We start from the raw sequence: 23,001 nt of genomic DNA, 5'->3' as shown, positions 1-23,001 counted from the left end.
CCGGTCCCTCCGCCTGCGCCGGGACCGTGGCCGGTCGGAAAATGGACGAGAGGACGGTCAGTGGCAACCACGCTGATACTGGAAGAGTTCCTGGACCTGCCGGCCACCGGCCGGCTGGCGGAGCAGCTGGCGGGCGCCGGGCCGGCGATCTCGCTGAATGCCTCGGGCGTCCGCCATCTGGGCGGCCTGGCGGCGCAGCTGATCCTCGCCGCGCGGCGCACGGCCCGAAAACGCGGGACCGGGTTCCGCGTCACCCGGCCCTCGGCCGAATTCACCGCGGGTCTGACCCGCCTGGGCATCGACCCGCAAACCTTCGAGGGATGAGGACAGGTAATGGCCCTGCATGTGCTTGCCGTTGACGATTCCCGCACCATACGCGGCATGCTGAACATGGCGCTGACCTCGGCAGGGTTCGCGGTGACACTGGCCGCAGACGGGATCGACGGGCTGGAAAAACTGGCCAGCGGCCGTCCCGATGTCGTCATCTCGGACATCAACATGCCCCGGCTCGACGGATTCGGCTTCATCGCGGCGGTGCGGAGCGATCCCGGCTGGCCGGGCCTGCCGATCCTGGTGCTGACCACCGAAAGCGCGCCCGCCCTCAGGGCCCGGGCCCGCGAGCTGGGCGCCAGCGGCTGGATCGTCAAACCCTTCGACGAAGCGCGGCTGGTCGCCGCCATTCGCCGTGTCTCGGGACGGGCCGCCGCATGAGCATGCCGGACCTGCGCGAAACCTTCTTCCAGGAATGCGAGGATCTGCTCGAGTCGATGGCCGGCGGTCTGCGCATGCTGGAGCAGGACGCGGCCGATGCCGAAACCATCAACATGGTGTTTCGCGCGGTGCATTCGATCAAGGGCGGCGCCGGAGCCTTCGGGCTGGAGACCCTGGTGCAGTTCGCGCATGGGTTCGAGACCGCCCTGGACCAGTTGCGCGCGGGCAGGATCGCGGCCGATCCGGCGTTGTGCGGGTTGCTGATGCAGGCCGGGGACCACCTGGCCGATCTGGTGGCGGCGGCGCGCAGCGGAGATGCGGAGAAACTCGGGACCAGCGCCCCCCTGATGGCAGCCCTCGAAACGGCGTCCGGCGGTTCGCAGACCGATGCGGCGGTCGCCTTCACGCCGGTTGCGCTGACCCTCGATCCGGCAGCCGATCCCGCGCCGGCGGCGCAATCCGCCCCGGGAAAGACACGCTACGAAATCCGGTTCCGCCCCGATCCGGAGCTCTATGCCAACGGCAATGACACCGCCCTGCTGTTTCGCGACCTTGCCGACCTGGGATCGCTCGAGGTCGCGCTGGATGCCACGGCACTGCCCGATCTGGATGATCTGGACTGGCGCCGCAACTATCTGAGCTGGACGCTGACCCTGGCGACCGACCAGGCAGAGGAGGCGGTGCGGGCGGTGTTCGGCTTTGTCGAAGGGCTCTGCGATCTGGAGATCCGGCCTTTGCCGCCCCCAAGGCAAGGATCGGCTGACGACTCCGACGCCGCCCCCGACAGGGCGCCGCCCTCCCCGACAGGCAAACCGGCCCGACCGCGCCCGACGATCCGGGTCGATCTCGACCGGGTCGATCGGCTGATCAATCTGGCAGGCGAACTGGTCATCAATCAGGCGATGCTCGCCCAGGCGGTCGACAGCGCCGGGCTGTCGGGGATCGGTTCGGACATCGGTCTGGGGCTGGACGAGTTGGCTCAGCTCTGCCGCGATATCCAGGAAGGCGTGATGGCGATCCGGGCGCAGCCGGTCAAGCCGCTGTTCGACAGGATGCACCGCATCCTGCGCGAATGCGCCGCCGCCTCGGGCAAGGACGCGCGGCTGCTGACCGAGGGCGAGATGACCGAAGTGGACAAGACGGTGATCGAGAAGCTGGCCGATCCGCTGACCCACATGATCCGCAATGCCGTCGATCACGGGCTGGAGACCGCCGCGACCCGGACCGGGGCGGGCAAGCCGGCCCGGGGCACGGTGACGCTGTCGGCGCAGCATCGCTCGGGCCGGGTCATCCTCACCGTGACCGATGACGGCAGCGGCATCGACCGCGCCCGGGTCCGGCAACTCGCCGTCAGCCGCGGGCTGATCGCGGAAGAGGCCGAACTGACCGCCGCCGAGATCGACAAACTCCTGTTTCTGCCGGGCTTCACCACCTCGGCCGAATTGTCGGAACTTTCCGGGCGCGGGGTCGGGCTGGACGTGGTGCGCAGCGCGATCGCCGAACTGGGCGGCCGGGTCGGCATCCTCTCGACGCCCGGCGCCGGGACCAGCTTCACGATCTCGCTGCCGCTCACGCTGGCGGTTCTGGATGGCCTGATCGTCGGGATCGGGGCCGAGCGCCTGGTGATCCCGATCAGCGCCGTTGTCGAGACGCTGCGCCCGGCGCCGGGCCAGGTTCTGCCGCTGGGTCCGATCGACCGGGTCATGGCGCTGCGTGGTGCCTATGTGCCGGTTGTTGATCTCGGCCTGTCGCTGGGCCTGCGCGGCCCGGTCGCATGTCTGGACGACGCGGCGATCGTACTGGTCGAGACCGGTCACGACAGCTTCGTCGCCCTGGCCGTCGACTCGATCCAGGACCAGCGCCAGGTCGTCATCAAGAGCCTCGAAGGCAACTACGGCCCGGTTCCCGGCATCGCGGCGGCGACGGTTCTGGGCGACGGGCGGGTCGCGCTGATCCTCGACACCAATGCCATCCCCGGGCCCGAGACCGCCCGGCCCCGGATCGCCGCGGAGTAGCCCGATGCCCGAAACCCCGCCCCAGGCCGCCGACCCCGATGTGCGCGAACTCGTCACCTTCCGCGTCGCCGGTCAGGATTTCTGCATGGATATCATGTCGGTGCGCGAAATCCGGGGCTGGACACCCAGCACCGCCCTGCCACATGCGCCCGATCATGTTCGCGGTGTCATCAACCTGCGCGGCGCGGTGGTGCCGATCGTCGATCTCGCGCAACGGCTTGGCCTCGGCCCGGTCAGCCCGACAGCGCGGCATGTCATCATCATCGCCCGGCTCGGTGCGCAGACCGTCGGCTTGCTGGTCGAGGCGGTCTCGGACATCCTCACGGTCCCCCTCGCGGCAATCCAGCCAACCCCCGAAATCGCCGGTCCGGAACTTCAGGGAACGATCGAAGGGGTGATTGCCCGGGGCGACCGGATGATCCGGATGGTCGCGCTGGACAGCCTGCTGCATGGCAAGACGCGGGAGGTCGGATGACCCCCCTCCTCGCCCGCGTCCCGCCCGAGTTGAGCGCCGCCGATTTCCGCGCCATCGCCGACCTGTTGCAGGCCCGAACCGGCATCGCCCTGTCCGAGGGCAAACGTTCCCTGGTGCTGGCGCGGCTGGCCCGGCGGCTGAGAAAGCTGGGGCTGCCGGACTTCGCCGCCTATGCGGCCCTGCTCGGCAGCGAGGCCGGAGCGACGGAATGCCGGGAAATGGTTTCGGCACTGACCACCAATGTCACCGCCTTCTTCCGCGAGGCGCATCATTTCGACACCCTGCGCCGGCGTGTGCTGCCGCCGCTGATCGCGCGGGCCCGGGCCGGCGGTCGGCTGCGGCTCTGGTCGGCGGGCTGCGCTTCGGGGGAAGAGCCCTATTCGATCGCCATGGAACTGCTTGACCTCTGCCCCGAAGCGGCAGGGCTGGATATCCGTATCCTGGCTTCGGATGTGGACCCGGCGATCCTGGCCCGGGCCCGCGACGGGATCTATCGCGCCGAGGCGCTGACCGGGCTGAGCGCGGCGCGTCGCCGGCGCTGGTTCCGTCCGCTCGGCGACGGTACGGCGCGGGCAGCGCCCGGGCTTGCCGCCCCGATCCGGTTCCGAGAGTTGAACCTGGCCGGGCAATGGCCGCTGCGGGGGCCCTTCGACGCGATCTTCTGCCGCAATGTGACGATCTATCTCGACCGCCCCGCACAGGACCGTATCTGGCAGGGTTTCGCCGGGCTGCTGGCCCCCGCCGGCCATCTCTTCATCGGCCATTCCGAGCGTCTGACCGGCCCTGCCGCGGAGCGGTTCACCTCGGTCGGCATCACCACCTACCGGCGTCGGGCCTGAGCCCGGCCCGCCCCGCATCCAGAAGGAGCCCACCCATGGCGCTACGCGAAACCCTGCGGATCATGGTCGTCGATGACATGTCCACCTCGCGCGGCCTGATCGTTCAGGCGCTGGAATGGATGGGCATCAAGCATATCCTGGAAAGCCCCGATGCGGCGGATGCCCTGGGCAGCCTGGCCAAGACGCCGGTGCATCTGGTGCTGTCGGATTACAACATGCCGGGGATGGACGGGCTGGCCCTGCTGCGCAAGCTGCGCAGCATGCCGGCCACCGCCCGGCTGGGCTTCATCCTGATCACCGGGCGGGCCGATGCCGCCATGGTCAGCGAAGGGCAGCGACTGGGCATGAACAACCTGATCACCAAGCCCTTCACCCCGCAATCGCTGAAGGATTGCATCGAGCGGGTCGTGGGCCGGCTATGAGCCCGCCGCAGCGGCCTGGACTGGCGCTCGGCCCCGTCCTCGACCGCCTGGCACAGGAGTCGCTGGCGCTCTCGGCCCGCATCGAACGCGCCGAAGCCGCGCTGCACGAGGTTCTGGGCGGGTTGAACGCCCTGCCTGCTGGCACCGCCGATGACCTTCAGGGCATCGACCTCGTGCGCCAGAGCCTCGATGACTTCGCGCGCCTGCTGGCCGCCGCCGCCGTCGCGGTGCCGTCCGGGGCCGACCTGGACCCGGCGGCGTTTCGGGCGGCGGTGCAGCTTTCGGACCTGGCCGAGAGGCTGCGCGGCGGCACGGCCCCCAACCTGACCGACCCGCGAGAGCAGGATGAACTGGGCCTGTTCCACCCCCCGGACCGGCCCGGGCCCGGGCCGGAGAGCTAGGCCGCTCAGGTGGCTGGTGTCAGCCCCGGTCGCGCTGCGCCCTGCCGCCATCGGGCCAGAACCGCATCCGCCCGCTGCCCGGCTCAGAACTCTTCCCAGCCGTCCCATTCCGTCCCGTTCCTGAGACCCGCGCCGGCGCCCGGATTCGCCGCCTCGGACAGGGCGGTGCCGGCAGAGGGTCTCGGCGCCCGGCGCATCGTGACGATCTCGGCCCCCTCGGCCGGGCGGACCCGGAACCGCGCCACCAGTTCGCTCAGCGTGACGGATTCGTTCCGCAGCGAATGGCTGGCCGCGGTGGTTTCCTCGACCATGGCGGCATTCTGCTGGGTCACCTCGTCCAGCTGGGTGACGCCTGTGTTGATCTCGATCAGCCCGTTCGACTGCTCGGCCGAAGAGGCCGCGATGTCCGTCACCAGCCCGGCGATATGGCCGACGCTCTCGACGATCTGGTTCAGCGCCGCGCCGGCCTGGCCGACCAGCGTCACCCCCCGTTCGACATGGCCCGACGAGGCCGAGATCAGCGCCTTGATCTCGCGGGCCGCTTCCGATGAGCGTTGCGCCAGTGACCGGACCTCGGAGGCGACCACGGCAAAGCCGCGCCCGGCCTCCCCTGCCCGTGCCGCCTCGACCCCGGCATTCAGCGCCAGCAGATTGGTCTGGAAGGCGATGTCGTCGATCACGCCGATGATCTGGCTGATCTGGTCCGAGCTTTTCTCGATCTCGCCCATCGCATCGACCGCCTGCGAGACGACCTCGCCCGAGGCGGTGGCATTCTCGCGGGCCGAGCGGACCGCGCGGTCGGCCTCTCCGGCGCCGTCGGCGGCGGATTTGACCCCGGCCGTCAACTGGTCCATCGCCGCCGCGGTCTCTTCCAGCGTCGCGGCCTGGTTCTCGGTCCGGCGCGACAAGTCGTCGGCGGCCTGCGACATCTCGGTCGCCCCGGCATTGATGCTGCCGGTGATGGCGATCAGCTGCCGCATGACATCGGTGAGCTTGCCGAGTGCGGCGTTGAAATCGTGGCGGAGCTGTTCGTATTCCGGCGAAAACGGGGTTTCGAGCATCTCGGTCAGGTTGCCGCCGGCCAGGGCCGCCAGCCCGCGCCGCAGGTCGTCCACCACCTGTTTCTGCGCCGCCGCCTGCTTCTCGCGCTCGCCCTCGACCGCCTGGCGCTGGCGCTCGATCTCGCTGACGTCGTGGCTCAGCTCGACCACCTGGTCGAGCCGGCCGCGGGCATCGAAGATCGGGTTCATCGCCACATCGACCCAGACGTCGCGCCCATCCCGGCCCTTGCGGCGAACCTTGTGATTGACCGCCTCGCCTTCGGCCAGCCGCTCTCTTGCGACGACGGTATCCTCGCTGGCGCCGAAGAGCTCCTCGATGCTCATCCCGATCGCCTCCTCGCCATAGCCGAAGACCTCGGCGAACTTGGCGTTGACCTTGCGAACCCGGAAGTCGCTGTCGTATTCGATCACCACCTGGCTGGCCCGCAGCGCGTCGAGGATCGAGGCGTTCAGCTTGGCCTCGCGGACATCGGAGAACTCGACGATGTTGCCGGCGTAGTTTCCGGCGCTGTCGAGGATCGCCGTGACATGGCGGCGGATCCGCATCTCGCCAAAGGCGAAATCGGTGCTGAGCGGCAGGTTGTCGAGATCGGCGAACAGGCGGCGCTGTTCGGCGGGGTCGCTGTGGAACAGGTCCATCGACATGCCGACCGCGTTCCGGGCGTCGTAATCGGGCATCAGCCGCCGCATCGTCTCGACATTGTCCATGAACAGCCGGTCGGCAGCCTTGTTCTGGGCAATCACCACCATCCGGGAATCGACCATCACCATCGGCACCGAGGATTCGGCGAAGGCCTGGCTCTGGAACAGGGTCATCCGCGCCGCCTCTTCGGCATCGGCCAGCCGGGCCCGGCAGGCCTCCAGATCGGCGGCAATCGCACCGATCTCGTCGCGGCGCCGGACAAAGGGCACCTCGGCATGATAGTCGCCATCGGCGACCCGGCGCATCGCGGCGCCGATGCCCAGCAATGGCCGCACGATGCTGCGCGCCAGGGCCAGGCCCATCAGCACCGCCGCCACCGCCGCCGCCAGCATCAGCAGGATCGCATGTTCGCGCAGATGGGCCACCGGCGCCATCAGCTCGGCCCGGTCCTCTTCCACCACGAGGCCCCAGTCCAGCCCGGGCTCATCCAGCCGGGCATAGGAAGCCATGACCCTCTGGCCGTTCCCGCCGAGCGTGTCGGCCAGGAACCCCGCCCCCCCGGCCAGCAGCGCCGCCACTTGCGGACGGTCGGCAACGGGGTCGAGCGGGTTGTCCCCGGTCGCGCCGCCGGGATCGGAGTTGCGCCGCAGACCATCCGCGCCGATCAGGATCACGCGCCCGTTGTCGGCCAGGCCCGCCGCGCCGTTGATCGCCGCGTTCAGCCGATCGACATTGACTTCGAAGGCCAGCACGCCCAGCGGCTTGTTGCCCGCCCCTTCGACCCGGATCGCCACGAAGGCCGCCGCGACATCGTTCGACGGCCCGTAGCGGGAGAAATCGACAAAGACCGGGCTTTGGTCCGGTGCCGCCATCGCCCTGCGATAGGCGCGGCCCAGGCCGCTGTCGCGGAGCGGCGCCTGCCGAAAATCCTGCGCGAAGTCCGGCTCCTTCTTCACCGAATAGATCAGGTCGCCCTGGCTGTCGAACAGGACTAGGTCGTGATAGCCGCGCAGTTCCAACTGCTGCCGGAACAGGCCGTGAAAGCGGGCATGGGCCTTGGAATAGGCCGAGCCATCGCCGCCCCCGGCCAGTTTGAACCGTTCCGCGGCCGGATACCGGTTGTCGGTGACATAGAGCTTGCGCAGGGTCGCCGCCCTGTCGCCTTCGACCCGGTCGAACCCCGCCGACAGCGCCTGCAGCGCGGTCACCGTCGTCGGGGCATGCGCCGCCATGATCGCATCGCTGCGCAATTCCTGCAGCCAGTCATGCAGCCGGACCGCCCGGGTCTCCAGTGCCATTTCCAGCCGCAGCCCGACCTGCTGGGTCAGGGCCGCCCGGGCATCGAAGAAGCTGACGGTGGCAATGACCCCGGCGAAGAGGATCGCCAGCGCCGCGATCACGGGCAGGCGGACGGCGATGGAGGTGACATTCAGCTTCATCCTGAAACCTTCGGCTCATGGAAAGGACCTGCGGCACCGACAGGCGCGGCAATGCGGGCGATCTGGAACGCGACTATGGCCAGACCGGGTAAAGGCCGCCTTAACCGGGTCCGAAACGCGATCTTCCCCAATCCATCGCCAAATCGTCACCCGCCGCATCGGCACCCCGTCAGGCCAACCGGGGGATCGGCGCGACAGGCGGCGGGGTCGGGCTGCGGCGAATGCTGATCCGTGGATGGGCACGGTCGCGACAATCCGGATTCCCGGTGACTATGTCACCCGCATCCCGCGCCGGATCGGCTATTACCGGGGGTGTATCCAAAGGAGCGAACAGACATGTCCGACAATGAGCAAACCATCCAGAACCTGAACACCGCCCTGCAGATGGAAATGAGCGCGGCGCATCAGTATCAGCTGCACGCCCATGTCCTGGAAGACTGGGGCCTGACCAAGCTCGCCGCCCAGATGCGCGAGGAGATGACCGAGGAACTGGGCCATTCCGACCGTTTCATCGAGCGGATCATGTTCCTCAAGGGCACGCCGCAGGTGGCGCTGGCCAAGCCGATCCACAAGGCGGACTCGCTGGTCGACATGTTCAAGACCGACCTGGCCGACGAGATCGAGGCCATCGAGGTCTATATCCGCGCCGCCAAGGCCGCCGACGAACTGGGCGACATCGGCTCCCGCGAGGTGTTCGAGGCCATCGCCCTGGACGAAGAGGGCCACAAGGCCTGGCTGGAACTGCAACTCGACCTGATCGAGCGGCTGGGCGAGTCGACCTACAGCAGCAAGTTCGTCACCCTCGGCGAAGCCGAAGAGGACTGAGCCGGCCCACGCAAAGGCTCCGGCACACCGGAAGGGCGGCGCAAGCGCTGCCCCCACCCTCAGCCCCGGCGCTGCACCGTCGTCGCCGGGACCGCAGCGGACTGTAGCGCCGCGAAGCCCTCGGGCCGAAAGCGCACCTTTGCCTCCGGGCTTTTCGGATCGAGTTGGTAGAGCGCCGGCCGGCTGGACAGATAGGCGCGCCATGTGCGTTCGGGCAAGGTGCTGATCCGGACAGCGTGAGTCCGGTGCATCTGGGGCCCGAGTTCGGCAATCCGCATGCCGGTGCCATTGGTGCTGTACCGCGCAATCATGCTGCGGATCTTCAGATCGAGGTCCGCGCAATCGGCCGGGTTCTCCTCCGCGGGCGGCGCGGCCTTCGGCTCGCCTTCTTCGAGACAGTGGAACTCGGTGCAGGCCAGCCGGAAGCCCATCGGCGCTTTGTTCTCGCCGAGGCCAAGCACATGCAGCCCGCGCTCCCGCAGCCGCTGCGCAAGGTGGGTGAAGTCGCCATCCGACGAGGCAATCACGAAGGATTCGACCCCGCTCTCCAGGGCCAGTTCCATGGCGTCGATGCTGAGAAGCAGGTCGGCGGCGTTCTTGCCCGCGCCCGCGTGCAGCAGCCGGTAGCCCTGCGCCCGCAGCCAGTCCGAGGGTTGGTTCAGGGCGGCATAGACCCGGGCGATATCGACCCGGCCCAACCGCGCCGCCTCGGCCAGAACCTTTGGCGCGTGGCTGGCGCTGATATTGTCCCCATCCACCAGAACCGCGATACGCCGAGCCGACATGCCCATCTCCGTTACAACCTGCGCGCCCGCGGGACGATAGAACGGCTATAGGGCAATAGTTTGTCCGAATCTCACCCTGCCCCGGCCTCTGGCGTGACGCTCAGCACCACACGCTCGCCCGCGAACCAGGTGGTGCCGTATTCGACCGGGCGCCCCTCTGCATCGACATTCACCGCCACCGTCTTCAGGATCGCCGCCCCCTCGCGCAGTTCCAGCCGTGCCGCCAGCACCGCCGGGGCGGTTTCGGCCAGCATCCGGGTCGACGCGCGGGTGTAGTCCTCGACCCCCATCCGGGCCAGCGCCCTTGTGATCGAATCCACTTCCCCCACCACCTTCGGCAGGTTCGGGAACCGCGCCGCCGGGAACACCGCCCGGAAGACCGCCAGCGGCTCGCCATCGGCCAGCGAGACGCCTTCCACGACATGCACCTCCGCGCCCGGCGCCAGAGCCAGCGCCTCGGCCTCGCCGGCATCTGCGCGGCGCGTCACCACCTGGTCGATCCGCCGCGAGGGCACCCGGCCCGCGGCCTCGAGGTTCTGGTGGAACCGCACCCGGCGGCCCAGCGGATAATCCGCCACCGCCCGCGCCGCCACGAAGACGCCCGAGCCCCGCCGGGTCCGCACCAGCCCCGCCTCGGCCAGCGACGCCAGCGCCCGGCGCAGCGTGTGGCGGTTGACCGAGAACCGCGCCGACAGCTGCGCCTCGGTCGGCAGCCGGTCGCCGGGGCGCCAATGCCCGGCGGCGATCTCGGCGCCCAGCGTGTCGGCGATCGAGCGCCAGAGCGCGGTGCGCGGCGGCGTGCCGCGGGTCTCTGTCATGAAGGGTTCACCTCATCGGGTGTTGTGTCGGGGCGGCGGGGCCGCTACTAATTTGTCTAGTTGTATAGAACACTGGACAACTTGCCAAGATGTCTACCGCCGCCAGTGCCGCGCCCGCCGACCCCGACCAGGCCGCCCGCCAGGGCTGGATCGGGCTTCTCGCCCGCGCCCCGGCCCGACGGCTCGCGGCCCTGTTTCCCGAACTGCCCGCGCATGAGCCCCTGCGCCGCCCCGAGACCGGCACCGTCATGGTGCGCGGCCGCCTTGGCGCCACCGGCGCGGCCTTCAACCTGGGCGAGATGACTGTCACCCGCTGCTCGCTGCGCCTGGCCTCCGGCGCGGTCGGGCACGCGCAGGTGCAGGGCCGCAACAAGGGCCACGCCCTGCGCGCCGCCGCGCTCGACGCGCTGATGCAGGGGCCCGAGGCAGAGAGGCTCCGCCGGCAGGTGCTCGACCCGCTCGCCGCCGAAGAGGCCGCCCGCCGCGCCAACCGGGCCGCCAAAGCCGCCGCCACCAAGGTCGATTTCTTCACCATGGTCCGGGGAGAGGATTCATGACCGTCGCCCTGACCGGCGCCTTCGCCGACCCGCCGCGCGATGCCGCGCGGGCCTTCCGCGGCGCCTTGCGGGCGCTGTCGCGCCCCGGCACCATCGTGACCCTTGCCGGCGCCGCCGGCCCGGCGCCGCTGTCGCCCGCCGCCGCCGCGCTGTTGCTAACCCTGGCCGACGCCACCACGCCGCTGCATCTGGCCGGCGCACATGACTGTGCCGCGCTGCGCGACTGGGTCCGGTTTCACTGCGGCGCGCCCCTGACCGGCGCCGAAGACGCCGCCTTCGCCCTTGGCACCTGGCCGGCCCTGGCGCCGCTCGATCGCTACCGGATCGGCACCCCGGACTATCCCGACCGCGCCGCCACGCTGATCGTGGAGGTCGAAGACCTCACCCCCGATGGCGCCCGCCTGTCCGGCCCCGGCATCCGGGGCCAGGCGCGGCTCTCGCTGCCCGAGACCGCCGCCTTCCGCGCCAATCACGACCTGTTCCCGCTGGGCTGGGACTGCTTCCTGACCGCCGGGGAACGGCTTGCCGGCCTGCCTCGGTCCACCCAGGTGGAGGCCGCCTGATGTATGTCGCCGTCAAGGGGGGCGAACGCGCCATCGACGCCGCCCATGCCCTGCTGGCCGAGGAACGGCGCGGAGACACCGCCATTGCGGAACTCTCGGTCGCCCAGATCCGCGAGCAGCTGCGGCTTGCGGTGAACCGGGTCATGGCCGAAGGCTCGCTCTACGATCCCGACCTGGCGGCGCTGGCGATCAAGCAGGCCCGCGGCGACCTGATCGAGGCGATCTTCCTGATCCGCGCCTATCGCACCACCCTGCCGCGCTTCGGCGCCTCGCGCCCGGTGGACACCGGGAAAATGGCCTGCCTGCGCCGGATCTCGGCCACCTTCAAGGACGCGCCCGGCGGCCAGGTGCTGGGGCCGACCTTCGACTACACGCACCGCCTGCTCGACTTCAAGCTGATGGCCGAAGGCGGGGCCGAAACCGCCGCCGAAGCCCCCGAACCGGCGAGTGTGGACCCGGCGCCGATGCCGCATATCGCCGAGTTCCTGAACCGCGACGGGCTGATCGAGACCGACGCGCCCTCGGACGCCGAACCCGGCGACCTGACCCGCAACCCGATGCAGCTTCCCGCCGACCGGGCGCTGCGGATGCAGGCGCTGACCCGGGGTGACGAAGGCTTCCTGCTCTCGCTCGCCTATTCCACCCAGCGGGGCTATGGCCGCACCCATGCCTTTGTCGGAGAGCTGCGGATCGGCATGGTCGAGGTCGAGATGGAGATCCCCGAGCTTGGCTTTGCGGTGACCGTAGGCGAGATCGAGCTGACCGAATGCGAGACGGTGAACCAGTTCCAGGGCTCGAAAACCGAACCGCCGCAGTTCACCAAGGGCTACGGGCTGGTCTTCGGCCAGTCCGAGCGCAAGGCGATCTCGCTGTCTCTGGTGGACCGGGCGCTGCGCTGGCAGGAGTTGGGCGAGGAAGGTCAGGGCGTTCCGGCGCAGGATCAGGAATTCGTGCTGATGCATGCCGACAACGTGCAGGCGACCGGGTTCCTCGAACATATCAAACTGCCGCATTACGTCGATTTCCAGTCCGAACTGGAACTGATCCGCAAGCTCAGGGCCGAGGCGCAGGCGGCGCCGGCGCGGGCGGACAGCCCCGCGGAGGAGACCGCCGAATGAGCCCCGGCGACAGCGACAGCCCCTACAACTTCGCCTATCTCGACGAGGACACCAAGCGGATGATCCGCCGGGCGATCCTGAAGGGCGTCGCGGTGCCGGGCTATCAGGTGCCCTTCGCCAGCCGCGAGATGCCGATGCCCTACGGCTGGGGCACCGGCGGGGTGCAGGTCACCGCCGCCTGTCTGGTGCCCGAGGACCGGCTGAAGGTCATCGACCAGGGCGCCGACGACACCACCAACGCGGTCTCGATCCGCAAGTTCTTCGAAAGGACCGCCGGGATTGCCACCACCGAGACCACCACCGAGGCGAGCCTGATCCAGACCCGGCACCGGATTCCCGAGACCCCGCTGACCGAAGACCAGATCCTCGTCTATCAAGTGCCGATCCCGGAACCGCTGCGCTTTCTCGAACCGCGCGAGACCGAGACCCGCAAGATGCACGCGCTGGAAGACTACGGGCTGATGCATGTGAAGCTTTACGAGGACATCGCCCGGCACGGCGCCATCGCCACCTCCTATGCCTATCCGGTCAGGGTCGGGGATCGCTATGTGATGGACCCGTCACCGATCCCGAAATTCGACAATCCGAAACTCTCGGACAACGCCGCGCTGCAACTCTTCGGCGCCGGGCGCGAGCAGCGGATCTACGCCCTGCCGCCCTACACGAAAGTGGTCAGCCTCGATTTCGAGGACCACCCGTTCCAGGCCACCAAGGCCGAGCATGACTGCGATCTCTGCGGCGCCTCGGACAGTTATCTGGACGAGGTGATCCTCGATGATCGGGGGGGACGGATGTTCGTGTGCTCCGACACGGATTTCTGCACCCGGCGCCGAGCTGCCGGCCATGTCGGGTGCCTGGGAGAACCGGCATGAGCCCGGCCCGGAACCTCGCCGAACCGGCGGCCCCGGCCCGACCGCTGCTGAGCGTCGCAGGGCTGGGAAAGTCCTACGGCGGCCGGATCGGCTGCGCCGATGTCTCCTTCGATCTCTGGCCCGGCGAGGTGCTGGGCATCGTCGGCGAGAGCGGATCGGGGAAATCGACGCTGCTGGGCTGCCTGGCGGGCCAGTTGGCGCCGGACCGGGGCCAGGTGATCTTCGACACGGCCGAGGGGCCGCAGGACACGCTGACCATGTCCGAGCCGCAACGCCGCCGCCTGATGCGCGGCGACTGGGCCTTCGTCCACCAGAACCCGCGCGACGGGCTGCGGATGGGGGTCTCGGCGAGCGGCAATGTCGGGGAACGGCTGATGGCGGTTGGCGCCCGGCACTATGGCGACATCCGCGCCGAGGCGGCCGACTGGCTCGGCCGGGTCGAGATCGCCGCCGACCGGATCGACGACCGGCCCCGGCAGTTCTCGGGCGGGATGCAGCAGCGGTTGCAGATCGCCCGCAACCTGGTCACCAATCCCCGGCTGGTCTTCATGGACGAGCCGACCGGCGGGCTCGATGTCAGCGTGCAGGCGCGGTTGCTCGACCTTCTGCGCGGGCTGGTCCGGCAGATGGGCCTCAGCGCCATCATCGTCACCCATGACCTCGCCGTGGTGCGGCTGCTGGCCGACCGGCTGATGGTGATGAAGGACGGCCGGGTGATCGAACAGGGCCTGACCGACCAGGTGCTGGACGATCCGCAGGCCGCCTATACGCAGTTGCTGGTCTCGTCGGTGCTGCAGGTCTGATATGCGCCGGACCCGCCCCCTTTCCACCCCGACCGGCGCAACAGCGGAGCCCGCGATGAACGGTGCCCATGCGCTTGCCGGCGGCCCCCGGCTGGACTTTCGCTGGCGGAGGTGGCCGTGACCGGAGCCGGACCAATCCCGAAAGGCGCGTTGCGATGATCGAGGTCGAGAACCTGTCGAAGAGCTTCACCCTGCACAATCAGGGCGGCGTGACGATCCCGGTGATGCAGGGCGCCCACCTGTGGGTGCGGCCCGGCGAATACGTCGGGCTGACCGGCGCGTCGGGGGCCGGCAAGTCCACCCTGATGCGAATGATCTGGGGCAATTACCTGAGTGTATCGGGCCGGATAAGGGTCGGCGGACTGGAACTGACCGGGGCCGAGCCGCGCCAGGTCCTCGCCCTGCGCCGCCGGACCCTGGGCTATGTCTCGCAATTCCTGCGGGTGATCCCCCGGGTGCCGACGCTGGATGTCGTGGCCGAACCGCTGCTGGCACTCGGCACGGCTGAAACCGAGGCCCGCGACCGGGCCGGCGCCCTTCTGGCCCGGCTGAACATCCCACGGCGGCTCTGGGCCCTGTCGCCCACCACCTTCTCGGGCGGCGAGCAGCAGCGGGTGAACCTGGCCCGCGGCTTCGTCCATCGCTACCCGGCGCTGCTGATCGACGAGCCGACCGCCAGCCTCGACGCCGCCAACCGCGCCGTGGTGCTCGCCCTGATTGCCGAGGCCAAGGCCGCCGGCTCGGCGATCCTCGGCATCTTCCATGACGAGGCGGCGCGGGAACAGGTTTGCGACCGGCTGGTCGATGTCGGCGACTTCACGCCCGGGGCCGCCCGCCCGGAGGGCTCTGCCGCATGAGCCTGCCGCCCCCCGCCAGAGATCGAAAACCACAGGGGCGGCTCTTCGCCGTGGTCGGGCCCTCGGGCGTCGGCAAGGACACCCTGATGGAAGGCGCGCGGGCGCGGCGCCCCGATCTGCATCTGGTGCGCCGGGTCATCACCCGCCCCGAGACGGCTGGCGGCGAGCGGTTCGAGGGCGTGACGCCCGAGGCATTCGCCGCCCGCAAGGCCGCCGGCGACTTCGCGCTCGACTGGTCCGCGCACGGGCTGCGTTACGGCATACCACGGGCCGAGTTGGCCCCGCTTGCGGCGGGCCGCGACGTGCTGTTCAACGGCTCGCGGGCGGCCCTCGCCCCGGCCAGAGAGCGGTTTCCGGCGCTGCGGGTCATCCTGCTGACGGCGCCGCCGGAGGTGCTGGCCGAACGGCTGGCGGCGCGGGGCCGCGAAGGTCGCGCCGAGATCGAGGCGCGGTTGCGGCGCGCCAGTTTCGAGCTTCCGCCGGGGATCGAGGCGCGCGAGGTGGTCAATGACGCCGAGCCGGAACAGGGCATCGCACGGCTGCTGGCCGCCATCGGGGCGGAGCCGCAGTCATGAGGCAGAGCGTCCCCTTGCGAGTGCCTGCCGCCATAGTGGAAGTCCGCCGGTCTTGCCCTGCCGCAGGCCGTGCGGCGGCCGGCCAATTCGCCTTGCACCCCGGCGCCGATTCACGCGCCAAGGATTTCGGCGACGCGCCGCCCTCAGCCGCCCAGCGGAACCCGTTCCAGCACCCGGAACCTTTGTCCTTCGGACTGATGACACAGGCTCAGTTCGCCGACCCGGAACGGGCGCGGCAGCAACGGCGCAAGCACCGGCTCCAGCGCCGCGGCGGTCGCCGCCACCGCCTCGGCGCCGATATTGCCGGTCAGGGTCAGGTGAAAGCGGAAGTCCTCGAACACATAGGGATAGCCCCAGCGGTCCAGATTGGCGCGCTGGCGCGGGCTCAGCCGCTCGGGATTGCGCCGGGCGATCTCGGCCGCATCCGGCGGCCTGCGGAACCCGTCCAGCGCCCGGACCACCGTGCCCGCCAGCGCCGCCAGCGCATCCTGCGTGCCCTCGGGCACCAGCGCCAGGAACCCGCCGAGCGGCTGCAACCGCAACCCCGGCAGCGTGACCGGCGCCAGCCGCGCGGCAAGGGACAGCAGCTCGTCGCGCAAACCCTCCCTGCTGCACCCCTCGGCCAGCCGGAACGGCGCCTTGAGCGTGCCGTGGAAACCGTATCTGCGCGGCGTCTCGGTCAGTTCGGCCACCGGCGCCGGCAGGCCCGGCACATCCGGATGCGCCGGCGCGACCCCGGCCTCGGGGTCCCAGCCCAGCCAGGCCGCGGCAAATTCGGCCAGGGCACCCGGTCCGGGTGTGTAGTAGATCGCATATCGCTCCATGCCGCCCGTCCTGCCTGCCATCCGTCGCACCAGTGTGTCACAACCGGGCCATACCGCCCTGCCCCGCCGCCGGCGTCAAGCCGGCCCGCCGATCCGCCACGCCCCGAACCGAGCCCCGCTCTGCCCCGTCCCCTTGTCCCCGGACCCCAGCCATGACCGCGCCCCAGACGAAACCGCAGCCCGCCGCCGCCCAGACCGAAGAGGTCCTGCTGGGCAACGCCCGGCTGGTCCTGCCCGGAGAGGTCATCACCGGGTCGCTGCGGCTGAAGGACGGCCGGATTGCCGACATCGCAAGCGGCGCGGCGCTGCCCCGCGGCGCGCTGGACTGCGAAGGCGACCTGGTGATGCCGGGCCTGATCGAGCTGCATACCGACAATCTCGAACGCCACATGCAGCCGCGCCCCGGCGTCAACTGGCCCCATGCGGCGGCGATCATCGCGCATGACGCCGAACTGGCCTCGACCGGAATCACCACCGTCTTCGACGCGCTCCGCGTCGGCTCGATCGTCTTTTCCAACACCGGCTACGGCGAATACGCCCGTCCGCTGGCCGACGAGATCCTCGACCTGCGCCGCCAGGGCGCATTGAGGATCAGCCATTTCCTGCACCTGCGGGCCGAAATCTGCTCGGAAACCCTGACCGGGGAACTGGCCAAGTTCGGCCCCGAGGACCGGGTCGGCATCGTCAGCCTCATGGATCACACCCCGGGCGAACGGCAGTTCCGCGATGTCTCCAAGCTCGAAGCCTATGTGCGCGGCAAGCACGGGCTGAGCGCCGAGGAATTCGTCGCCCATGTCGCCGACAAGCGGGCCATGCGCGAAAGGCTGGGGGCCGAGCACGAGGCCGCCGCGGTGGCCGCCGCGCGGCGCTATGGCGCGGTGCTGGCCAGCCATGACGACACCACCGCCGCGCAGGTCGGGGTCTCGAAATCGCACGGCGTCGCCTTTGCCGAATTCCCGACCACCGCCGAGGCCGCCGAGGCCTGCAAGGCAGCGGGAATCGCGGTGATGATGGGGGCGCCGAACCTGATCCGCGGCGGCTCGCATTCCGGCAATGTCGCCGCCGAGGCTCTGGCGCAGGAGGGACTGCTGGACATCGTCTCGTCCGATTACGTTCCGGCGGCGCTGTTGTCGGCGGGTCTGATGCTGGGCGACCTCTGGGGTGATCTGGCGCGCGGCGTGGCGACGGTGACCTCGGCGCCGGGCCGGGCCGCCGGGCTGACTGATCGCGGTCATCTGGACATAGGCGCCAGGGCCGACGTGATTCGGGTCGCCCGGATCGGTAGCGCCGCGGCGCTGCGCGGCTGCTGGGTGCAGGGTCGCCGGGTCGGATAGCCGCTCCCGCGGACCTCGGCCGGGCCGGCACCGGGGCATCCCGAGCCCGCGGAACAAGGCCCCCGCAGACCCGCCACGCGCCCTGCGCAGGGCGCTCCCGCCCCATGCCCGTTTGCTGCCACATTTGCGGCCTAATCTCCGTGATCGGTCCCACAGAGCCGGGTCGGAGCCTGCCATTGAAGAAACAATCGACCTTGGAAAGTCCGAAAAGGACCATTCTTCGGCCTGAATTCTGCGGGAATAAAGGTGGAAGTTTGTCGAGTGGCGGATCGTCGGGGTTCGCCAGCAGCCGAGTGGAAATGAGATGAAGAGCGACCTCTCAAACCCAGCCGCAGGACGCGAAGGCTATGCCGACGTGCTCAGGCCCGGCACCACATTGCTGCGCGGCCAGTACACCATTGTCGGCTTTCTCTCCTCGGGCGGTTTCGGAATCACCTACCTGGCCAAGGACAGCCTCGACCGGATGGTCGTCATCAAGGAATGCTTCCCCTCGTCGATGTGCTTCCGGCGGTCCAACACCGTGCAGGTGCGATCGCGCAGCAACCAGGGTGACTTCGCCTCGATCGTGAAGATGTTCGGCACCGAGGCGCGGCGGCTGGCCAAGCTGGATCATCCCAATATCGTCGGCGTGCACCAGGTCTTCGAGGACAACGAGACCGCCTACATGGCGCTCGACCTTATCCGCGGGCATGACCTGCTGTCCACCGTCGAGGGCGAGACCGAGCCGCTGGAGCCGCCGCAGATCAAGTCGATCCTTCTCTCCCTGCTGGACGCCGTGGCCTATATCCACGCCCGCGACATCCTGCACCGCGACATCTCGCCGGACAACGTGCTGATCGATTCGACCGGGTCGCCGATCCTGATCGACTTTGGCGCCGCCCGCGAAGAGGCGATCCGGACCAGCCGGGTTCTGTCCTCGATGCACACCGTCAAGGATGGCTATTCCCCCTATGAATTCTATGTGGCCGGCAGCCCGCAGGGGCCGTCGAGCGACCTCTACGCCCTGGGCGCGACGATCTATCACCTGATCACCGGCAATGCGCCGCCGGACAGCCAGGCCCGGGTCGCCGCCGTGGCCGAGGGCCGCGCCGACCCCTATGTGCCGCTGTCCGATTTCGATCAGCGCTTCGACCGCTTCTTCGTCAGCGCGATCAATCAGGCACTGGAAATATTCCCGAAGAACCGGCTGCAGTCGGCAAAGGACTGGATCGAGCAGATTCACGAAGAGAAACGAAGGGCCGCGGCACTGGACCGCGCCAAGCACGACAAGACGGTCGAGGATTCGATCTTCCGTCTGGTCGCGGAAACCAACCAGGCGGTGCTGGCCGACAAGGCCACCGAAGAGGCTCCGCCACCTCCGCCCCCGGCCGCGGCTCAGCCTTCGCCCGGACCCAAGACCAGACCGAAGGCCAAGACCGCGGCCAAACGCGCCGCCGCGCGCCGGAAACCCCCGGCGCCTGCCCCGGCCTCCGCCTCCAAGCCCGCCAGGGCCTCGCGGCGGAAAATCCAGTTCGGACTGCCGTTGACAGCGGCATTGTGGCGCTTTGCCAGGCGCCGGATTTCTTTCTCGAAGTGAACACAGGAACGGTGACGAGATGAGCTTCATCAAGGATTTGATCGCCTGGAAGGCGCGCCCCGACCGGGCTGCCGCCCATGACGCGGAAGACGACCGCCTGGACTTCGAGACCGGCGCCGAGGATGCCGACTATGCGGATGACTGGGACGACGACGATTTCGACGAGGACGACTTCGACGAAGACGACTTTGACGAGGACGAACTCGACGAGGAAGACCTCGGCGTGCTCGACGATGTCGATCCTGCCCCGGCCCGCCCGCCGGTCAAGGCTGCCGCCGCCGCGCGGGCTGCCGCGCCGAAGCGCGAGAAGCCGGAACCGTCGCACAACCATGTCGACAGCGTCGATGTTGACGACATCCTGAACCGCGTCGCCCAGCGAAACGCGGCCCGCGCCACCCAGGCCGACGGGGTGAAGGTCGTGCAGTCGGCGACACCGCCGAAAATCTGGGAAATGAATGTCGGCCCCGCCGCGCCGGCCCAGGCGCCTGCCGCCGCCCCGGCCAAGGCCCGGGCACGGCCCAGGCCCGAACCCGCCGCCCAGGTCGCACCTGCACCGGCGCCAGCCCCGCAACCTGCGCCCCAGGCTGCGGCCCCGGCGCCCGGCCCCGCGACCCAACCCGTTCAGCCCGAAACCTCGGCCGAACCGCCGCGGGGGCAGAACCCGCGCCCCGCCGGGCGGGTCAAGACCCGGCTGCTGGGCTTCCACAACCCCGGCGCGGTGCCGAGCGACCCGTTCGATACCGACGCCATCGCCCCCGCCACCGGATCGACCAAGTTCCCGACCGGCTGGGTGGTGGTGATCGAGGGTCCGGGCCGTGGCACCTGCTTCACCCTGCAGGGCGGAGTCAGCCAGATCGGCCGCGGCGAGGGTCAGGCGATCCGGCTCGATTTCGGCGATCAGTCGATCTCGCGCAACAACCACGCCGCCATCGCCTATGACGACGAGGTCGGCCGCTTCTACCTCGGCCATGGTGGCAAGCTGAACCTGGTGCGGCTGAACGACCGTCCGGTGCTCTCGACCGAGGAACTGGCCACGAACGACAAGATCCGGATCGGCGAGACCATCCTGAAATTCGTGGCGCTCTGCGGCGACGGCTTCAGCTGGACCGAGGAACCGGGGCGTGATGCCAATGCAATCGCAGGCTAGGACCGGCTTCGACATCGCCTCGGCCGTCTGGCTGGGCAAGCGCGAGACCCAGGAGGATGCCCTGGCCATAGATGCGCCGCTGGGCAGCGACATCGGCCTCGTGGTGCTGGCCGACGGCATGGGCGGCCATGCCGCGGGCGACGTCGCCTCGACCATCGTGGTGACCGAGGTCTTTGCCGATCTGAAGCTGCGCAGCGCCGGATTCGCGGAGTCGCCGGAAACCCTGACCGACACCCTGCGCAATGCCGCCGATGCCGCCAACCGATGCGTCGCGGCGCATGTTGCGGCCAATCCGGGCACCGAGGGCATGGGCGCCACGCTGGTGGCCCTGGTGGCCCAGGGCAATGCGCTGCACTGGATTTCGGTCGGCGACTCGCCGCTGTTCCTCTGGCGCGACGGCAAGCTCACCCAGCTGAACGAGGATCACTCGCTTGCGCCGCAGATCGACTACATGGTCGAGAGCGGCCAGATGGATGCCGAGGTCGGCGCCACCCATCCCGACCGCAACTGCCTGACCTCGGTCCTGATGGGCCGCGAGGTCGATCGCACCGACTGCCCCGACACCGCCTTCGCCCTGCGCCCCGACGACATCATCGTGGTGGCCAGCGACGGGCTGCAGTTCCTCTCGAATGACGCGATCTCCGCGCTTCTGGCTGAGCTGGGCCCGATGTCCAGCGCCGATATCGCCAGCGTGCTCCTGGAGGCGGTTCAGGCCCTGGCCGATCCGCACCAGGACAATGTCTCCTTCGCGGTGCTGCAAAGCCGTGCCGGCGCCGTGCGCCGGGCCCATGCGCCGCGGCGCCGGCTCGGGCGGCGCAAGGCTGCGCGCGGCAAGGCCGGTCAGGAGGCGAAGGGCCTGCTGGCGACGATGGCCGAGAGCCCCGGGACGGCCGCCGATGCCCCCGCCGCGATGAAATCCACCACCCGCTGGTCCGGGCTGACGGCGCTGACCCGCCGACTGCGCTCGGGCGACAACACCCGGGAGGCGCTGGAATGACCACGGCCCCCGACAGCCCCGAAGCGATCCGCGAAAGGCTGCGGCGCCTGCTCGACGACGGCGGGCTGCGGGCCACCGTGGCCGAGGCCGGCGCGGCGCTGCGCGACCGGATCGACGCGGCGGTCCGGGTCACGGTCTTCGGCCTGCCGCAGTCCGGCAAGACCCGGATCATCAACCTGCTTCTGGGCCGCGACCTGCTGCCTCCGGGAATCGAGCTGCCCACCACGGCGCTGGCGCGGGGCGAATCCGACATCAGCCGCGCCACCCTGCCCGACGGCAGCCAGAAACGCTGGCGCGGGGCCCCCTTCCACAAGATCGCCCTGCTCAACCCGGCGCTGGTCGAGATCTTCGCCACCGATGCCGCGCTGACCGACCTGACGCTGATGCGTATCGCTGCCGACGACACCGCCGCGGATCAGCAAGCCGCCATGAACTGGGCCGCCCGGCAGACCGATATCGCGCTCTGGTGCAGCCGCGCCTTCACCAGCGAGGAGGCCGCGCTCTGGGCCTCGGCCCCGGAGGGATTGCGCCACAATTCCTACCTCGTCATGACCCGGGCCGAAGCGCCTCTGGCCCCGGCCGTCGATTTCCTCGGCAGCTTCACCATCGCGCCCGGCGAAGACGGGGCCGCGGGGGCAAGAACCCTGCTGGCCGAGTTGCAGCGCCGTTCGGATGCCGGCCGCCGGGCCTATCTCGACCATGCGCTGCTGTTCCTGAACCGTTACGCCCCGGCCAGCGCCGGCCGCACGCCGGCCAGGGCCCCCGCTCCCGCGGCCGAAGCGCCGGAGCAGACGGCACGCTCGGACGCCCCCGCCAACCGCGCGGCGGCGCCCTCGGACAGCGCCGCGGCGCCGGCCAGACCCAGCCGCAGCTCCGCCCCGCCCGCCGGCCAGAAACCCTATCCGAAACCCACCTCCAAGCCGCTGCCGAGCGCCGGAAAGGGCCCGGTCCCCGACCTCTCGCAGGTCTGCAACACCGCCGTCGCCCTGCTCCGCGACCGCGCCCGCGACCTGTCCAAGGCCCTGCCCAGCTATGGCCCCAAGCCGGCGCCGAAGGTCTTCGGACATTGCATGGAGACCATGGAGGCGCTCGTCGAACGGGTGTCCTCCGCCGGGGTGCCCGACCTCTCGGACCTGGTGCTCGACACCGCCGACGCCATCGTCCTGCTTCAGGGCGAAGGCGGGGTGGCGCAGGCTGCCGATTCCGTCACCCTGTTGCTGCAACTGCGCCGCGACCTTGAAACGAGGATCGCCGCATGACCCTTCCCATCCGCCTGTTCTCCGGCCGGCCCGGAAGCCGGAAACCCGCGTCCGCCCATTCTGACGGACCTCATGTGACTATTGA

General features: G+C 69.8%; 24 protein-coding genes. 20 read left to right on the top strand and 4 right to left on the bottom strand.

Going from position 1 to position 23,001, the window contains the following annotated elements; genetic code table 11:
- The first annotated feature begins 60 nt into the window (after positions 1 to 60).
- From NUW50_RS21450 to NUW50_RS12080, 7 genes are read left to right on the top strand one after another with little or no spacing between them, the layout of a single operon-like run.
- Positions 61 to 324, top strand: a complete 264-nt coding sequence (locus tag NUW50_RS21450) for an STAS domain-containing protein (protein ID WP_258289398.1) — start codon at positions 61 to 63, stop codon at positions 322 to 324.
- 9 nt (positions 325 to 333) lie between these two features.
- Complete coding sequence (locus NUW50_RS12105) at positions 334 to 711, top strand: response regulator (RefSeq protein ID WP_258289397.1); 378 nt, start codon at positions 334 to 336, stop codon at positions 709 to 711.
- The gene (locus tag NUW50_RS12100) at positions 708 to 2,726 is read left to right on the top strand and encodes a chemotaxis protein CheA (RefSeq protein ID WP_258289396.1); all 2,019 of its coding nucleotides are present in this window, start codon (positions 708 to 710) and stop codon (positions 2,724 to 2,726) included. Before NUW50_RS12105 ends, NUW50_RS12100 begins: the two co-directional genes overlap by 4 nt.
- Positions 2,727 to 2,730: 4 nt before the next feature.
- Positions 2,731 to 3,201: a chemotaxis protein CheW gene (locus NUW50_RS12095; protein WP_258289395.1), complete on the top strand. Its 471-nt coding sequence runs from the start codon at positions 2,731 to 2,733 to the stop codon at positions 3,199 to 3,201.
- Complete coding sequence (locus tag NUW50_RS12090; protein ID WP_258289394.1) at positions 3,198 to 4,040, top strand: CheR family methyltransferase; 843 nt, start codon at positions 3,198 to 3,200, stop codon at positions 4,038 to 4,040. Before NUW50_RS12095 ends, NUW50_RS12090 begins: the two co-directional genes overlap by 4 nt.
- Before the next feature lie 35 nt (positions 4,041 to 4,075).
- Positions 4,076 to 4,462, top strand: a complete 387-nt coding sequence (locus NUW50_RS12085) for a response regulator (protein WP_258289393.1) — start codon at positions 4,076 to 4,078, stop codon at positions 4,460 to 4,462.
- On the top strand, positions 4,459 to 4,863 hold the full coding sequence (locus NUW50_RS12080; RefSeq protein WP_258289392.1) for a hypothetical protein: 405 nt from the start codon (positions 4,459 to 4,461) through the stop codon (positions 4,861 to 4,863). The genes NUW50_RS12085 and NUW50_RS12080 overlap by 4 nt, the downstream gene beginning before the upstream one ends.
- 83 nt (positions 4,864 to 4,946) lie before the next feature.
- Here the strand turns inward: NUW50_RS12080 and NUW50_RS12075 are convergent, their stop codons facing one another.
- On the bottom strand, positions 4,947 to 8,006 hold the full coding sequence (locus tag NUW50_RS12075; RefSeq protein ID WP_258289391.1) for a methyl-accepting chemotaxis protein: 3,060 nt from the start codon (positions 8,004 to 8,006) through the stop codon (positions 4,947 to 4,949).
- A gap of 336 nt (positions 8,007 to 8,342) precedes the next feature.
- Between NUW50_RS12075 and NUW50_RS12070 the strand changes: the two genes are divergently transcribed.
- Entirely contained in the window at positions 8,343 to 8,831 is a 489-nt protein-coding gene (locus NUW50_RS12070) for a bacterioferritin (protein WP_258289390.1), read from the top strand.
- A 59-nt stretch (positions 8,832 to 8,890) separates the two neighbouring features.
- Here NUW50_RS12070 and NUW50_RS12065 read toward each other — a convergent pair whose 3' ends face one another.
- A complete protein-coding gene (locus NUW50_RS12065; RefSeq protein WP_258289389.1) occupies positions 8,891 to 9,616 on the bottom strand; it encodes an NYN domain-containing protein in 726 nt (241 codons plus the stop codon).
- A 71-nt stretch (positions 9,617 to 9,687) separates the two neighbouring features.
- On the bottom strand, positions 9,688 to 10,434 hold the full coding sequence (phnF, locus tag NUW50_RS12060; RefSeq protein WP_258289388.1) for a phosphonate metabolism transcriptional regulator PhnF: 747 nt from the start codon (positions 10,432 to 10,434) through the stop codon (positions 9,688 to 9,690).
- A gap of 89 nt (positions 10,435 to 10,523) precedes the next feature.
- Between phnF and phnG the strand changes: the two genes are divergently transcribed.
- From phnG to phnN, 7 genes are all read left to right on the top strand, one after another.
- On the top strand, positions 10,524 to 10,991 hold the full coding sequence (phnG, locus tag NUW50_RS12055; RefSeq protein ID WP_258289387.1) for a phosphonate C-P lyase system protein PhnG: 468 nt from the start codon (positions 10,524 to 10,526) through the stop codon (positions 10,989 to 10,991).
- Positions 10,988 to 11,554, top strand: a complete 567-nt coding sequence (gene phnH, locus NUW50_RS12050; RefSeq protein WP_258289386.1) for a phosphonate C-P lyase system protein PhnH — start codon at positions 10,988 to 10,990, stop codon at positions 11,552 to 11,554. The genes phnG and phnH overlap by 4 nt, the downstream gene beginning before the upstream one ends.
- Entirely contained in the window at positions 11,554 to 12,672 is a 1,119-nt protein-coding gene (locus NUW50_RS12045; RefSeq protein ID WP_258289385.1) for a carbon-phosphorus lyase complex subunit PhnI, read from the top strand. Before phnH ends, NUW50_RS12045 begins: the two co-directional genes overlap by 1 nt.
- Positions 12,669 to 13,544 (top strand): alpha-D-ribose 1-methylphosphonate 5-phosphate C-P-lyase PhnJ, encoded by an 876-nt coding sequence (locus tag NUW50_RS12040; RefSeq protein WP_258289384.1) that lies wholly within the window; start codon positions 12,669 to 12,671, stop codon positions 13,542 to 13,544. Before NUW50_RS12045 ends, NUW50_RS12040 begins: the two co-directional genes overlap by 4 nt.
- The gene (gene phnK, locus NUW50_RS12035) at positions 13,541 to 14,347 is read left to right on the top strand and encodes a phosphonate C-P lyase system protein PhnK (RefSeq protein ID WP_258289383.1); all 807 of its coding nucleotides are present in this window, start codon (positions 13,541 to 13,543) and stop codon (positions 14,345 to 14,347) included. The genes NUW50_RS12040 and phnK overlap by 4 nt, the downstream gene beginning before the upstream one ends.
- A gap of 155 nt (positions 14,348 to 14,502) precedes the next feature.
- Entirely contained in the window at positions 14,503 to 15,204 is a 702-nt protein-coding gene (phnL, locus tag NUW50_RS12030; protein WP_258289382.1) for a phosphonate C-P lyase system protein PhnL, read from the top strand.
- Complete coding sequence (phnN, locus tag NUW50_RS12025) at positions 15,201 to 15,779, top strand: phosphonate metabolism protein/1,5-bisphosphokinase (PRPP-forming) PhnN (protein WP_258289381.1); 579 nt, start codon at positions 15,201 to 15,203, stop codon at positions 15,777 to 15,779. Before phnL ends, phnN begins: the two co-directional genes overlap by 4 nt.
- A 143-nt stretch (positions 15,780 to 15,922) precedes the next feature.
- On the opposite strand, the gene NUW50_RS12020 is transcribed toward phnN, so the two are convergent.
- Complete coding sequence (locus NUW50_RS12020) at positions 15,923 to 16,603, bottom strand: DUF1045 domain-containing protein (RefSeq protein WP_258289380.1); 681 nt, start codon at positions 16,601 to 16,603, stop codon at positions 15,923 to 15,925.
- A gap of 152 nt (positions 16,604 to 16,755) precedes the next feature.
- Between NUW50_RS12020 and NUW50_RS12015 the strand changes: the two genes are divergently transcribed.
- The 5 genes from NUW50_RS12015 to NUW50_RS11995 all read left to right on the top strand — a co-directional run bounded on the left by NUW50_RS12015 (position 16,756) and on the right by NUW50_RS11995 (position 22,916).
- Positions 16,756 to 17,937: an alpha-D-ribose 1-methylphosphonate 5-triphosphate diphosphatase gene (locus tag NUW50_RS12015; protein ID WP_258289379.1), complete on the top strand. Its 1,182-nt coding sequence runs from the start codon at positions 16,756 to 16,758 to the stop codon at positions 17,935 to 17,937.
- Positions 17,938 to 18,241: 304 nt separating this feature from the next.
- Positions 18,242 to 19,513, top strand: a complete 1,272-nt coding sequence (locus tag NUW50_RS12010) for a serine/threonine protein kinase (protein WP_258289378.1) — start codon at positions 18,242 to 18,244, stop codon at positions 19,511 to 19,513.
- Positions 19,514 to 19,532: 19 nt separating this feature from the next.
- Positions 19,533 to 20,660 carry an FHA domain-containing protein gene (locus tag NUW50_RS12005; RefSeq protein ID WP_258289377.1) on the top strand — a complete coding sequence of 376 codons (1,128 nt, stop codon included), beginning with the start codon at positions 19,533 to 19,535 and terminating at the stop codon, positions 20,658 to 20,660.
- Complete coding sequence (locus NUW50_RS12000) at positions 20,644 to 21,657, top strand: PP2C family protein-serine/threonine phosphatase (protein WP_258289376.1); 1,014 nt, start codon at positions 20,644 to 20,646, stop codon at positions 21,655 to 21,657. The genes NUW50_RS12005 and NUW50_RS12000 overlap by 17 nt, the downstream gene beginning before the upstream one ends.
- A complete protein-coding gene (locus NUW50_RS11995; RefSeq protein ID WP_258289375.1) occupies positions 21,654 to 22,916 on the top strand; it encodes a hypothetical protein in 1,263 nt (420 codons plus the stop codon). Before NUW50_RS12000 ends, NUW50_RS11995 begins: the two co-directional genes overlap by 4 nt.
- Positions 22,917 to 23,001 lie beyond the last annotated feature (85 nt).

The sequence above is a fragment of the Frigidibacter sp. ROC022 genome (assembly GCF_024723735.1).
Lineage (GTDB): Bacteria > Pseudomonadota > Alphaproteobacteria > Rhodobacterales > Rhodobacteraceae > SLM-1.
This window is presented reverse-complemented; position numbering and strand designations above follow the sequence as displayed.